Genomic DNA, 11,432 nt, shown 5'->3' on the forward strand with positions numbered 1-11,432 from the left:
AGGCATGCCCATCCGGGCATCCCGTAATTTATGCCTTGCAGGCGGGCGTGCTGCGCATCATACGGTATATATATGATCAAGAAAGAGGGAGTAATGATGAATAAAAAAGAAGTATTAGAGATACGAAAACAATTTACACCTGCCAATTGTGCGATCACAAGAATCTGCGGGTGTTATGTAGATCATGAAAAGAATAAAAAGATGGAAGCCAAGGAGGCTTTTTTGTCTTTGCCGGAGGAAGAGGCATTTAAATATTTTGATATATTTAAGAAGACTCTATCCGGGACAATGGGAAAGAATATGCTCAACATGTCGTTTCCACTGGATGCCGAAATGCCGGGCGGCACACAGGAATTTTTGCTGAAGCTGAAAAACAGTAAATTGGAAGATGATATGCTTCTGGAAGAATTTTATGATAAAGTGATCGAAAGTTACATATATGAAGAAAATTATTATATTATACTGATCCATGCAATGTATGATATACCGGGAAAATCGTCAGACGGAATAGAGATGTTCGATGCATCGGATGAAGTATATGAATATCTCCTGTGCAGTATCTGTCCGGTTTCTCTTTCGAAAGCCGGACTCTCCTACAATGCGCAGGATAACCGTATTGAGGAAAGAGTGAGGGATTGGGTGGTGGATATGCCGGACAAAGGGTTCTTATTCCCAGCGTTTACAGATCGCAGCACAGATCTTCATGGAGTACTGTATTATACGAAAAAATCGGAAGATCTGCAGCCGGAGATGGCTGAACATGTACTGGGAGCATCTATGCCAATGTCCGCGGACACACAAAAGGAGACGTTTCAGATGATCATAGAAGATACCTTGGGAGAAGATGGAGATTATGAGACGGTCCGGAATATCCATGAGACACTTCATGAAATGATAGAGGAGCATAAGGAAGAACCGGAACCACTGGCGTTAGACAAGACAGATGTGAAAAAGATTTTTGAAAAAAGCGGAGTTTCTAACGAGAAAATGGAGGATTTCGAAAAGAATTTTGAAGAAAATGCAGGAGAAAAAGCCTCTCTTTTGGCATCCAACATTACCGAGGTAAGGAAATTTAATATTGAGACTCCGGACGTGGTGATCAAAGTCAATCCTGAGCGGGCAGATTTGGTAGAAACCAGGATCATAGATGGAAGACAATGCCTCGTAATACCGGTAGATGATCACATAGAAGTAAATGGGATACAGGTAAAAACAATAAAAAGAGAAGAAATAAGAAGTTCATCCACAAAGTAGCGCATAAAATGTGTATTTTGCATGGTCCGTCAGGGATTTGCCGAAATTTTCGCTCATGCAAAATACACATATTTTTTACGCCATTTTATCAGTTGAATTCTAATTTAATGTTTTTGCCTTTGGAAGAGATTGTTTGTCATTTGTATTGTTCTATTGATTTGTTCCTGTTCTTCTTTTGATTTCCCTTCTTTTAGTATTTCAAAGATAAGGGAAGCTTCATCGGGGGTAAAGCTTAAGCCTTTTTTATTTGCATTTGTGATGAGTGCAAGCAGGATCGGAGCCAGTTCTTTGCCAGATTTTCCGGCAGTCTGTTGTGCCGCCAATTTGATCAGTTCTAATTTGGCGGGATCCATATTTTTCATAGCCGGATGGTTGAGCCATTCATTCAATCGTATCATCTCCTTTTTGTGATTTTTGTATGTTAGTAATATCATTATTGGAAAATAGAGAATTATATGTCTCAAACATTTCTTTTTGTTCAGGAGTAAGCATTCCCATCATCATATCCATTGGAGAAATGCCCATCTGCGGATGAGAGTTTTCGGATCCAGAGTCAGCAGGAGCATAGGATTCTTGAAACACTTTCAGCATTTCCATCATCTGCATCATATTAGAAAATTGTTCCAGAGCAGAAGATTCTTCCGGGGGAAGATAGGGTGCCATATCATCCAATATTTCTGCCGGGGAAGAGGGGAAAGGCTTGCTAAACGTTTGAGAGTGCAAGGCAGGACCGCGTTTTTGGAAAAAGGCCAGTGTCTCTTTTAATTCGACAAATTTGATAAAGGTTCCCAATATTTGCTGCCCCGATACAGGCGTGTAGGGGAGTATAAGTTTTAATGTCTGAAGTATAGGAGGGGTGACGAGAGCATCAAAAGGGGTCATCAGTCTGGGCGTTTTTTTCTCCATAAGCGCTCCTGGATACAGCGTTATAAATATATATGTCTTTGGAAGCAAAAATATGATTTCGCCGGGACGGCATAGGGGAGGCACACGCATATATTGTACGTTACATATTGTAATAAGAAGATAAAAAATGGTGCGTATAATATGAAAAGAAGATTGATCATTGATGGAAATGCGGTTTATGAATTAGATGAGGAATGTATGCTTCAAAAAAAGAAGGAGGAGAAAAAAGAACAGACGAATACAGACAAAAGTATGAAACAAACCAAAAAAACGGACTCAACAGAATAAAGACAAGAGAAAATCGTTCTTTGACTGAAGGCAAGGATGTTGAGATAACATCGTATCGACAGTTATAAAACTTGAATTTTAGTATGTATATAAAAAATGACAGTATTACTGGAGAGCACAGAAAAAAATAAAAGGCTGCGGCTTGGGCGGATGTTTTACCCGCCCAAGCCGCAGCTTGTTAAAATCAGTGATCACATATGGATCAGCATCCACAGCCGTTATTTCCGAAACCGCCGCAGCAGCACAGAAGTAAGATGATCCACAGGCAGCTGTCATTGCCGCCGAAACCGCCGCCAAAACCATTTCCACATCCGCCGCAGCAGCAAAGCAGGATAATGATCCACAGACAGGAAGACATTCCGCCTCCATTTTCGCATCCGCATCCACAGTTTGTAGCACTTAATTCACTCATATTGAAATCCTCCAAATATGTTTATTTACAGTTACATAATATGCCTCTTCAGAGAATGTGTGAGGAAAAAGAAAAAACATTTTAATACCATTTTAATAGGGGCTGCCTTTACTATTATCCAGATTTTATATCTGTTGTGCTACATTTTCTTATGTGCTGAACGTATATGTTTAATACAAACAAAAGAAAGGAATGAAAAAGCTATGATGGATGTTCTTATGTTTTTAACGTTTTTTGTTTGCTTTGGGCTTATGAAGCTTCTGGCAGACTGGTGTGAAAAACAGGTAAGAGTACCTAAGATGGAAGGTCAGGAGGAAGAAAAATGATCGCGCTTGGAATTATTATCATCTTATTGGCAGGGTATCTGCTCTATGCGTTGGTATATCCAGAAAAATTATAGTTTAGGATAAGTGGAGGATAAATACATGTTACAGATTATATTAACACTTGCAATATATATAGCGCTGGTCATCCCGGTAGGAACTTATATGTATCACATTGCGGCGAACCAGAGGACGTTTGCAGATCCGGTTTTCGATCGTGTGGACGGTGTGATTTATAAAGTATGCAGGATAAAAAGGGAAGGGATGAACTGGAAGCAGTATGCACTGCATCTCATCATGACAAATGCGGTGATGGTAGTGATAGGATATTTGATCTTGAGATTTCAGGGGATTTTGGCGGCAAATCCTAATGGGATGGAAGGCATGGAATCTACTTTGTCATTTAATACCATCATCAGCTTCATGACGAATACAAACTTACAGCACTATTCCGGTGAATCGGGACTTTCCTATTTAAGTCAAATGTTGGTCATCGTCTTTATGATGTTTACGTCAGCGGCTTCCGGCTATGCCGCATGCATGGCATTTTGCCGCGGGCTGGCGGGCAAAAGAAAAGATGTGGGCAATTTTTATGAAGATATGGTGAGGATTACGACCAGGCTCATGATCCCATTATCCATCATCGGAGGTCTGCTCCTGATATGGCAGGGAGTTCCGGAAACATTTCAGGCAAACTTTACTGTACAGACGCTGGAAGGAAAGTTCCAGGATATTCAGACAGGACCGGTAGCAGCACTGGAGATCATCAAACATCTGGGAACAAACGGAGGCGGCTTCTTTGGTGCGAATTCAACGGCACCATTTGAAAATCCAACGATTATTACAGATCTGATCGAATTATGGTCCATGATGTTGCTTCCAGGTGCATGTGTCATCACATTTGGAAGAATGACAATGTCCAGAAGAAAAGAAGAGAGGGTCGTGCGTGCGGCACAGACAGTGAAGGATGCTCCTACAGCAGCAAAGAAAGCTCCGGCAAAAAAGGTATTCTTTGGAAAACAGGGGAGAACAGTTTTTGCAGCCATGTCCGTGCTGTTCCTGATCGGACTTACGCTGTGCTTTTTCTCTGAGAGTGCCGGAAATCCTGTTTTGGAACAGTGCGGTCTGAATCAGGATATGGGAAGTATGGAAGGCAAAGAAGTTAGATTTGGGACTGCACAATCTTCCTTGTTTACGACAGTCACTACTTCTTTTACAACAGGAACCGTGAACAATATGCATGATACACTGACCCCTCTTGGCGGCATGGTCCCGCTGCTGCATATGATGTTAAACTGTGTGTTCGGAGGAAAAGGCGTAGGGCTGATGAATATGATCATGTACGTTATCCTCGCAGTATTCCTCTGCGGCCTGATGATCGGGCGTACGCCGGAATATTTAGGAAAGAAGATAGAAGGATGCGAGATGAAATTAGTCGCTGTCGTACTGATCATACACCCGCTTCTGATTCTTGGATTTTCTGCTTTTGCAGTCATGACGTCTGCAGGACTGGAAGGAATCACGAATCCGGGATTTCACGGACTGACCCAGGTATTGTATGAATACGCGTCATCAGCGGCCAACAATGGTTCTGGTTTTGAAGGACTTGCCGATAACACCTATTTCTGGAATATCACAACAGGACTTGCGATGTTTTTCGGAAGATACATTGCGATCATCGCACAGCTGGCGATCGCAGGAAGCCTGCTGGCAAAGAAACGTGTCAATGAGACGGTCGGTACATTGAGAACAGATAACTCTATTTTTGTAATCATCCTCGTAGCGGTTGTATATATTTTCACAGCATTGACATTCTTCCCGGCATTGGCGCTTGGACCGATCGCGGAACATCTTGTTTTGTGGATGTCATGATTTAGACAGGAGCAGAGAATTGAGGTTGAGAAAGGATATCGATTGAGATGACTAAACAAGAAAAAAGAACAAAATTTATTACACGGGATATACTAAAAAGCTCTGTTATAGGTGCTTTCCAAAAATTGGATCCCAGATATATGATAAAGAATCCTGTTATGTTCGTTGTTGAAATCGGATTTGTGTTAGCGATGGTGATGACGATCATGCCGACTGTATTTGGAGATGACAGTACATTGAGACTGTATAACGGAATCGTAACAGTGATCTTGTTTATTACAGTGCTGTTTGCGAACTTTGCAGAGTCTGTTGCAGAAGGACGCGGTAAAGCGCAGGCAGAATCTTTGAAAAAAACAAAGAGAGATACGATGGCAAATGATAAAAAAAGAGCAGGCAGATGGAAATATTGAATATCATGCATCTGTCAACTCCATATAGCGCGATACTTTCTGCATTGATATTCAATGCGGTCATCATTCCGTGTCTGATACCGATCGCAATGCGGGGCGTAAAGTACAGACCAATGAGTTCAGAAAAGATGCTTCTTAAGAATATGGGGATCTATGGTGTGGGCGGATTGATCCTTCCATTTATCGGGATCAAATTGATCGATCTGATCGTAACCCCGCTGCTTGTACTGATTGGATTATAAAGGTAGGAGAAGAAAAATGAAAAGTTTTGGAATGTATTTTAAGAGAGCGCTGTTTCTTACATTGGCGTTATTCGTTATTTGTGGAGTTTTATATCCGTTTGCACTTACCGGGCTAGGGCAGTTATTTTTCAACAAACAGGCAAACGGAAATATGATTGAAGTAAACGGAAAATCGATAGGTTCTGAATTGGTCGGACAGGCATTTGAGAGAGACGAATACTTTCATGGAAGAGTTCCTTCGGTACATTATAATATGTATTAGGATACAGAAGGATAGACTGATAACAAAGAAGTTGCTCATCAGAGCAGCAAAAGATTCGTTTGTTAAATTGTCTCCAAAGACAGAGATAAAAAATCCGGTGATGTTTTTTGTATATCTATGTGCGTGTGTTACAACATTGTTATACGCAGCAGGAGTATTCGGATGGCAGGATACATCTGTTGGCTTTACGTTTGCAATAGCGATGACGCTTTGGCTTACTGTGCTATTTGCAAATTTTGCGGAAGCGCTCGCAGAAGGGCAGGGTAAGACGCAGGCAGCTGCATTGCGCCAGTCCAGAAGGGATGTGACGGCGTATGGGATAGCTTCGCCGGAGGAAAAAGACAAGAAAGAGAAAGTATGGTCGTCCATGCTGCATATAGGAGATCTGGTATTGGTAGAAGCCGGACAGCATATTCCGGCTGACGGTGTAGTGGTGGAAGGAGCAGCACGAAAAAAGACGCCCAGTGAAATTTCTTTAGAGATTTTTCTTACAGTGCTTACGGCCATTTGTATTGATTGATTATGGAGCCGGAACAGTATCGGTAGAAGGGCGTGAAATACATTTGATGCCGCTGGAACATAGTCTTCTTTGCCTGTTGGCACAGAATGTGGGAAAGGTCCTGACCTATCAGTTCATCTTAGATAAGGTGGAAGATAAGGCGACATCTGGTCAGGGGTAAAGAAAATAAACACTTTTCGATGTAAGATTCATATTCTGGTAAAAAAGGTGTTTGTATGAGATGGGTAAAAGAAACGACAGGATACTGGTGTGAAGATACCATATCCGGCAAGTATATAGGACAGGGTGTATGTGCGGCGATATTAGATACGGGGATAGCACAGCACCCTGATTTTGCCGGCAGGATTCTGGCATTTAAGGATTTTACCGGGCAGGAGCGGGAGGCTTATGATGACAGCGGGCATGGTACTCATGTGGCTGGTATTCTGGCGGGAAGCGGATGCAGATCTCAGGGAAATTACGCAGGAATGGCGCCCAAAGCAGGACTTCTGATAGGAAAGGTGCTAGATAAGGAAGGGAACGGAGCTGTTCGGACAATTTTGGATGGGATTGAATGGCTCACAAAGCTGCGGACAAAATATTCTGTCCGGATTGTGAATATTTCGGTGGGAACACACCCTGATCTGGAAAAATATCAAAAAGAGCTCCTATTAGAGGCGGTAGAAGATTTGTGGGATCAGGGAGTTGTCGTCGTTGTATCTGCCGGCAATTATGGGCCGGAGGCCGGAACTGTAGCAGTACCAGGAAACAGTCCCAAGGTGATCACGGTCGGGGTACCGGATTATGCAGAAACATCTGTGAAACTGCCGGTTATAGGCGGAAAAGGGAAAATTAAGAATTATTCCGGGCGAGGTCCTACGGAACAGTGCGTGGTAAAGCCGGATGTCCTGGCGCCGGGAACTGGGGTCATAAGCTGCAATAGCCGGTTTAACAAGAAGACGGAAGGATTTTATACAAGCAAAAGTGGAACATCTATGGCAACACCGGTAGTAGCAGGCGCAATCGCCTGTCTTCTGTCCAAAGAACCGGATATGACAAATGCAGAAGTGAAGTTGAAATTGCGCGCTTCCTGTACCAGGAGAGAGAAAGAACCCGGATGGGGAATGCTGCAGGTGGAAAAATTATTGTCCCGCAGTACGTGAAAAAGTCCTGAGAAGGTGTCAAGAGAAAAAGCTTGACAACCCCTTTCTTTTCATGTAATATAACAAAGGTGATGAAAATGGATGAGATTTTTAAACAGGCATTGCTGTATGATTTTTACGGAGAACTTTTGACAGAACATCAAAAGGAAATCTACGAACAGTTTGTCCTGGAAGATTTATCCTTGCGTGAGATCGCGTTAAGCGCCGGAATCAGCAGGCAGGGAGTCCACGATATAGTGAAACGCTGTCAAAGGATTTTGGAGGGCTATGAAGAAAAACTGCATCTTGTAGAAAAGTTCGTTTCTGTTAAAGAAAAGGTGCATGAGATCGACAGGATTTTGGAGATGTACGGAAACGAAAAGACAGATACACAGAAAATGATAACCGAAGTTCGTAAGATCGCGGATAAAATTATAGAGGAGTTGTAGGATGGCATTTGACAGTTTAACAGAGAAACTTCAAAATGTGTTTAAAAACTTAAGAAGCAAAGGCCGTCTGACAGAAGACGACGTAAAAGCCGCTTTAAAAGAAGTCAAGATGGCGCTTTTGGAGGCGGATGTCAATTTCAAGGTAGTCAAAGGTTTTGTAAAAAGTGTGCAGGAGCGCGCAGTCGGGCAGGATGTGATGAACGGACTGAATCCCGGTCAGATGGTGATCAAGATCGTAAATGAAGAACTCATTAAACTGATGGGTTCTGAAACCACGGAGATTAAATTACAGCCGGGAAGCGCGATCACAGTGATCATGATGGCAGGTCTTCAGGGTGCCGGTAAAACGACGACGACGGCTAAGCTTGCCGGAAAGTATAAAGTGAAAGGAAAGAAGCCGCTTCTGGTCGCTTGTGATGTATACCGCCCTGCGGCGATCAAACAGCTGCAGATAAACGGAGAAAAACAGGGAGTGGAAGTCTTCTCTATGGGTGAGAAGAATCGTCCTGCGGATATTGCGAAAGCGGCTGTTGAACATGCGAAAAAGAATCACAATAATCTGGTGATCCTGGATACGGCAGGCCGCCTTCATATAGATGAAGAGATGATGGAGGAACTGCAGGAGATCAAGCAGTCGGTAGAAGTTCATCAGACGATTTTAGTCGTAGATGCCATGACTGGGCAAGATGCGGTGAATGTAGCCGGAAGTTTCAATGAAAAGATAGGGATTGACGGCGTGATCGTCACGAAATTGGACGGCGATACACGAGGCGGTGCTGCGCTTTCCATCAAAGCAGTTACGGGATGTCCGATCCTTTATGTAGGTATGGGAGAAAAGCTGTCCGATTTGGAACAGTTTTATCCGGACAGAATGGCTTCCCGTATATTGGGGATGGGCGATGTCCTGACCCTGATCGAGAAGGCTGGAGCCGAACTGGATGAAGAAAAGGCCAGGCAGATGGCAGACAAGATGAAGAAAGCCCAGTTTGATTTTGAGGATTATTTAGAGAGTATGAATCAGATGAAGAAGATGGGAGGGCTTTCCAGTATTCTGGGTATGATGCCGGGACTTGGCGGCATGGGCGGCTTTGGAAAAGGTAAGATGCCGGAGCTTGACACGGAAGAGAATGAAAAGAAAATGGCGCGGATGGAAGCTATCATCTATTCTATGACGGTGGAGGAGAGAAGAAATCCGGAGATGTTAAATCCTTCTCGGAAGCACAGGATCGCAAAAGGCGCCGGTGTAGATATCGCAGAAGTAAACCGGATGGTAAAGCAGTTCAATGAGACCAGGAAGATGATGAAAAAGCTTCCTGGCATGATGGGCGGCAGAGGTGGTAAAAAAGGCAGATTTAAACTTCCTTTTTAACACATAGATGTCTTTTTTGCACAGCGGAAGAGACGAAAAACTAAATGAAAAGAAAGAAAAAACAGAGGTGAAAGAAAATGGCAGTAAAAATCAGATTAAGAAGAATGGGACAGAAGAAGGCTCCTTTTTATAGAATCGTAGTGGCTGATTCAAGGTCCCCAAGAGACGGAAGATTTATCGAGGAGATCGGAACATATGATCCGAATCAGGAACCAAGCGTATTCAAAGTAGATGAGGAAGCAGCAAAAAGATGGCTCAATAATGGAGCACAGCCAACAGAAGTTGTAGGCAAGATTTTCAAAGCAGCAGGAATTGAGAAATAAGCTGTTTTCGCGGAGGTGCGCGTAAATGAAAGAATTAGTAGAAGTGATCGCGAAAGCGTTGGTAGATGATCCGGACGGTGTCTCTGTAACAGAGAGACAGGACGGAAGAACGACAGTACTTGAGCTGCATGTATCCGATGGAGATATGGGAAAAGTTATCGGTAAGCAGGGACGTATCGCAAAGGCGATCCGTTCTGTGGTAAAAGCAGCGGCGGCGAAAGAAGATAAAAGAGTTGTCGTGGACATCATGTAGATAAGGCGCGGGCGTGAAGAGCCTGTGAAAAGGGGCAGCCTTCATAGATAGGATATGGAAGCTGCCTTTTTTTGATTTCATAGGAAATTGCTTTCTATTGAAAGCAAAAAGCTTTGCAAGGATCGATCTTTCGGTAAAAAGATATTATACAAGGAGATATGGAAATGGAACAGCTGCTGCAGGTTGGGGTTATCACATCGACACATGGGATCCGGGGAGAAGTCAAGGTGTTTCCTACGACAGATGATCCGGAACGTTTTAAAAAATTGAAAAATGTGATACTGGAAACAGGAAAAGAACAGATCTCCCTCAAAATACAAGGTGTAAGATTTTTTAAAAATTTGGTGATCGTAAAATTTGAGGGGATCGACAATATAAATGAGATAGAGAAATACAAAGGGAAAGCGCTTTTTGTACCGCGTGAGGATGCGGTGGAACTTGGTGAGGACGAATATTATATCGGAGATCTGATCGGAATGGATGTCTATACACAGACGGGGAAATTTGGGATTTTAAAGGACGTTATAGAGACGGGAGCTAACGAAGTGTATGTCATTGACTCTATAGAACATGGAGAAGTGCTTGTTCCCGCGATCAAGCAGTGTATACGCAGGGTGGACGTAGAGGCAGGAAAGATGGAGATTTTCCTTTTGAAGGGATTGATCTAGTCTTTGCCGCAGAAAGGAGCAAGAGAAAAAACAATGCATTTTCATATATTGACACTGTTTCCGGATATGGTCATGAGTGGATTGAATACGAGTATCATCGGCAGGGCGGTGAAAAATGACCTGCTTACGATCGATGCGGTAAATATCCGGGATTTTGCGTTTAACAAGCACCAGAGTGTGGATGATTATCCCTATGGCGGCGGAGCAGGCATGTTGATGCAGGCGGAACCGGTATATTTAGCCTATCAGTCTGTGGCAGAGAAACTCAGCAAAAAGCCGAGAGTGGTCTATCTCTCGCCCCAGGGGCAGACATTTTCGCAGCAGATGGCGGAAGAATTCGCGCAAGAAGAAAATCTGCTCCTTTTGTGCGGACATTATGAAGGGATAGACGAGAGGGTACTGGAAGAAATCGTTACAGATTATGTATCGATCGGTGATTATGTACTTACGGGCGGAGAACTGCCGGCAATGGTGATGGTGGATGCGATCGCCCGTATGGTGCCGGGAGTTTTGCACAATGATGTTTCGGCAGAATTTGAATCCTTTCAGGACAATCTGCTGGAGTATCCGCAGTATTCAAGACCGGAAGAATGGCATGGGAAGAAGGTGCCGCCGGTTCTTCTTTCAGGACATCATGCCAATATCGAGAAATGGAGAAGGGAACAGTCTATTTTGCGGACTTGGAAGAATCGTCCGGACCTGCTGGAAAAAGCTGTTCTTACGGAGGCAGAAGAAGAGTTTCTAAAGAAAAATCAAAACA

At 43.3% G+C, this 11,432-nt stretch carries 17 protein-coding genes and 2 pseudogenes; 16 read left to right on the plus strand and 3 right to left on the minus strand.

Annotated elements, in window-relative coordinates; translation table 11 throughout:
• The first annotated feature begins 96 nt into the window (after positions 1-96).
• Positions 97-1,254 (plus strand): DUF4317 domain-containing protein, encoded by a 1,158-nt coding sequence (locus tag WKT01_RS04555; protein WP_117975225.1) that lies wholly within the window; start codon positions 97-99, stop codon positions 1,252-1,254.
• Positions 1,255-1,358: 104 nt separating this feature from the next.
• Here WKT01_RS04555 and WKT01_RS04560 read toward each other — a convergent pair whose 3' ends face one another.
• Together WKT01_RS04560 and WKT01_RS04565 are read right to left on the minus strand one after the other, a co-directional pair.
• The gene (locus WKT01_RS04560) at positions 1,359-1,643 is read right to left on the minus strand and encodes a hypothetical protein (protein ID WP_117975226.1); all 285 of its coding nucleotides are present in this window, start codon (positions 1,641-1,643) and stop codon (positions 1,359-1,361) included.
• A complete protein-coding gene (locus tag WKT01_RS04565; RefSeq protein ID WP_059068611.1) occupies positions 1,636-2,160 on the minus strand; it encodes a hypothetical protein in 525 nt (174 codons plus the stop codon). Before WKT01_RS04565 ends, WKT01_RS04560 begins: the two co-directional genes overlap by 8 nt.
• Before the next feature lie 141 nt (positions 2,161-2,301).
• On the opposite strand from WKT01_RS04565, the gene WKT01_RS04570 reads away from it, so the two are divergent.
• A complete protein-coding gene (locus WKT01_RS04570) occupies positions 2,302-2,448 on the plus strand; it encodes a hypothetical protein (RefSeq protein ID WP_340311532.1) in 147 nt (48 codons plus the stop codon).
• Between the two features lie 202 nt (positions 2,449-2,650).
• Here WKT01_RS04570 and WKT01_RS04575 read toward each other — a convergent pair whose 3' ends face one another.
• Positions 2,651-2,860, minus strand: coding sequence for a chorion class high-cysteine HCB protein 13 (locus WKT01_RS04575; protein WP_082667519.1), 210 nt, complete (start codon positions 2,858-2,860; stop codon positions 2,651-2,653).
• Between the two features lie 322 nt (positions 2,861-3,182).
• On the opposite strand from WKT01_RS04575, the gene kdpF reads away from it, so the two are divergent.
• The 14 genes and pseudogenes from kdpF to trmD all read left to right on the plus strand — a co-directional run.
• On the plus strand, positions 3,183-3,260 hold the full coding sequence (gene kdpF, locus WKT01_RS13730; protein ID WP_117975237.1) for a K(+)-transporting ATPase subunit F: 78 nt from the start codon (positions 3,183-3,185) through the stop codon (positions 3,258-3,260).
• Positions 3,261-3,285: 25 nt separating this feature from the next.
• On the plus strand, positions 3,286-5,055 hold the full coding sequence (locus tag WKT01_RS04580) for a potassium-transporting ATPase subunit KdpA (protein ID WP_117975229.1): 1,770 nt from the start codon (positions 3,286-3,288) through the stop codon (positions 5,053-5,055).
• A 47-nt stretch (positions 5,056-5,102) separates the two neighbouring features.
• Positions 5,103-5,429, plus strand: a pseudogene (locus tag WKT01_RS04585) (potassium-transporting ATPase subunit B); the annotation flags it as partial.
• A 23-nt stretch (positions 5,430-5,452) separates the two neighbouring features.
• Entirely contained in the window at positions 5,453-5,707 is a 255-nt protein-coding gene (locus WKT01_RS04590) for a hypothetical protein (RefSeq protein ID WP_117975230.1), read from the plus strand.
• A gap of 16 nt (positions 5,708-5,723) precedes the next feature.
• A complete protein-coding gene (locus tag WKT01_RS04595) occupies positions 5,724-5,969 on the plus strand; it encodes a potassium-transporting ATPase subunit C (RefSeq protein ID WP_117975231.1) in 246 nt (81 codons plus the stop codon).
• A 202-nt stretch (positions 5,970-6,171) separates the two neighbouring features.
• Positions 6,172-6,489 (plus strand): P-type ATPase, encoded by a 318-nt coding sequence (locus WKT01_RS04600; protein ID WP_270395695.1) that lies wholly within the window; start codon positions 6,172-6,174, stop codon positions 6,487-6,489.
• Positions 6,485-6,649, plus strand: a pseudogene (locus WKT01_RS04605) (DNA-binding response regulator); the annotation flags it as partial. The gene WKT01_RS04600 and the pseudogene WKT01_RS04605, both read left to right, overlap by 5 nt.
• A 55-nt stretch (positions 6,650-6,704) precedes the next feature.
• The gene (locus WKT01_RS04610; protein WP_270395693.1) at positions 6,705-7,631 is read left to right on the plus strand and encodes a S8 family peptidase; all 927 of its coding nucleotides are present in this window, start codon (positions 6,705-6,707) and stop codon (positions 7,629-7,631) included.
• Positions 7,632-7,708: 77 nt separating this feature from the next.
• Entirely contained in the window at positions 7,709-8,059 is a 351-nt protein-coding gene (ylxM, locus tag WKT01_RS04615; protein ID WP_059068645.1) for a YlxM family DNA-binding protein, read from the plus strand.
• 1 nt (position 8,060) lies between these two features.
• Positions 8,061-9,428 carry a signal recognition particle protein gene (gene ffh, locus WKT01_RS04620; RefSeq protein WP_059068647.1) on the plus strand — a complete coding sequence of 456 codons (1,368 nt, stop codon included), beginning with the start codon at positions 8,061-8,063 and terminating at the stop codon, positions 9,426-9,428.
• A gap of 77 nt (positions 9,429-9,505) precedes the next feature.
• Entirely contained in the window at positions 9,506-9,751 is a 246-nt protein-coding gene (gene rpsP, locus WKT01_RS04625) for a 30S ribosomal protein S16 (RefSeq protein WP_059068649.1), read from the plus strand.
• A 25-nt stretch (positions 9,752-9,776) separates the two neighbouring features.
• On the plus strand, positions 9,777-10,004 hold the full coding sequence (locus WKT01_RS04630) for a KH domain-containing protein (RefSeq protein ID WP_340311533.1): 228 nt from the start codon (positions 9,777-9,779) through the stop codon (positions 10,002-10,004).
• 164 nt (positions 10,005-10,168) lie between these two features.
• The gene (rimM, locus tag WKT01_RS04635; RefSeq protein WP_117975235.1) at positions 10,169-10,672 is read left to right on the plus strand and encodes a ribosome maturation factor RimM; all 504 of its coding nucleotides are present in this window, start codon (positions 10,169-10,171) and stop codon (positions 10,670-10,672) included.
• Between the two features lie 33 nt (positions 10,673-10,705).
• Positions 10,706-11,432: tRNA (guanosine(37)-N1)-methyltransferase TrmD (gene trmD / locus WKT01_RS04640; RefSeq protein WP_340311534.1), on the plus strand; the 727-nt coding region annotated here is incomplete at its 3' end.

This window comes from Mediterraneibacter sp. ICN-202921 (genome assembly GCF_037890075.1).
In the GTDB taxonomy this organism is placed as follows: domain Bacteria; phylum Bacillota; class Clostridia; order Lachnospirales; family Lachnospiraceae; genus Mediterraneibacter; species Mediterraneibacter massiliensis.

What these genes read in the sequence shown, in the direction of transcription:
- WKT01_RS04555 (WP_117975225.1), top strand. Translation starts at nt 97, where the DNA reads ATGAATAAAAAAGAAGTATTAGAGATACGAAAACAATTTACACCTGCC.
- WKT01_RS04565 (WP_059068611.1), bottom strand. Translation starts at nt 2,160, where the DNA reads ATGGAGAAAAAAACGCCCAGACTGATGACCCCTTTTGATGCTCTCGTC.
- WKT01_RS04570 (WP_340311532.1), top strand. Translation starts at nt 2,302, where the DNA reads ATGAAAAGAAGATTGATCATTGATGGAAATGCGGTTTATGAATTAGAT.
- WKT01_RS04575 (WP_082667519.1), bottom strand. Translation starts at nt 2,860, where the DNA reads ATGAGTGAATTAAGTGCTACAAACTGTGGATGCGGATGCGAAAATGGA.
- kdpF (WP_117975237.1), top strand. Translation starts at nt 3,183, where the DNA reads ATGATCGCGCTTGGAATTATTATCATCTTATTGGCAGGGTATCTGCTC.
- WKT01_RS04580 (WP_117975229.1), top strand. Translation starts at nt 3,286, where the DNA reads ATGTTACAGATTATATTAACACTTGCAATATATATAGCGCTGGTCATC.
- WKT01_RS04590 (WP_117975230.1), top strand. Translation starts at nt 5,453, where the DNA reads ATGGAAATATTGAATATCATGCATCTGTCAACTCCATATAGCGCGATA.
- WKT01_RS04595 (WP_117975231.1), top strand. Translation starts at nt 5,724, where the DNA reads ATGAAAAGTTTTGGAATGTATTTTAAGAGAGCGCTGTTTCTTACATTG.
- WKT01_RS04600 (WP_270395695.1), top strand. Translation starts at nt 6,172, where the DNA reads ATGACGCTTTGGCTTACTGTGCTATTTGCAAATTTTGCGGAAGCGCTC.
- WKT01_RS04610 (WP_270395693.1), top strand. Translation starts at nt 6,705, where the DNA reads ATGAGATGGGTAAAAGAAACGACAGGATACTGGTGTGAAGATACCATA.
- ylxM (WP_059068645.1), top strand. Translation starts at nt 7,709, where the DNA reads ATGGATGAGATTTTTAAACAGGCATTGCTGTATGATTTTTACGGAGAA.
- ffh (WP_059068647.1), top strand. Translation starts at nt 8,061, where the DNA reads ATGGCATTTGACAGTTTAACAGAGAAACTTCAAAATGTGTTTAAAAAC.
- rpsP (WP_059068649.1), top strand. Translation starts at nt 9,506, where the DNA reads ATGGCAGTAAAAATCAGATTAAGAAGAATGGGACAGAAGAAGGCTCCT.
- WKT01_RS04630 (WP_340311533.1), top strand. Translation starts at nt 9,777, where the DNA reads ATGAAAGAATTAGTAGAAGTGATCGCGAAAGCGTTGGTAGATGATCCG.
- rimM (WP_117975235.1), top strand. Translation starts at nt 10,169, where the DNA reads ATGGAACAGCTGCTGCAGGTTGGGGTTATCACATCGACACATGGGATC.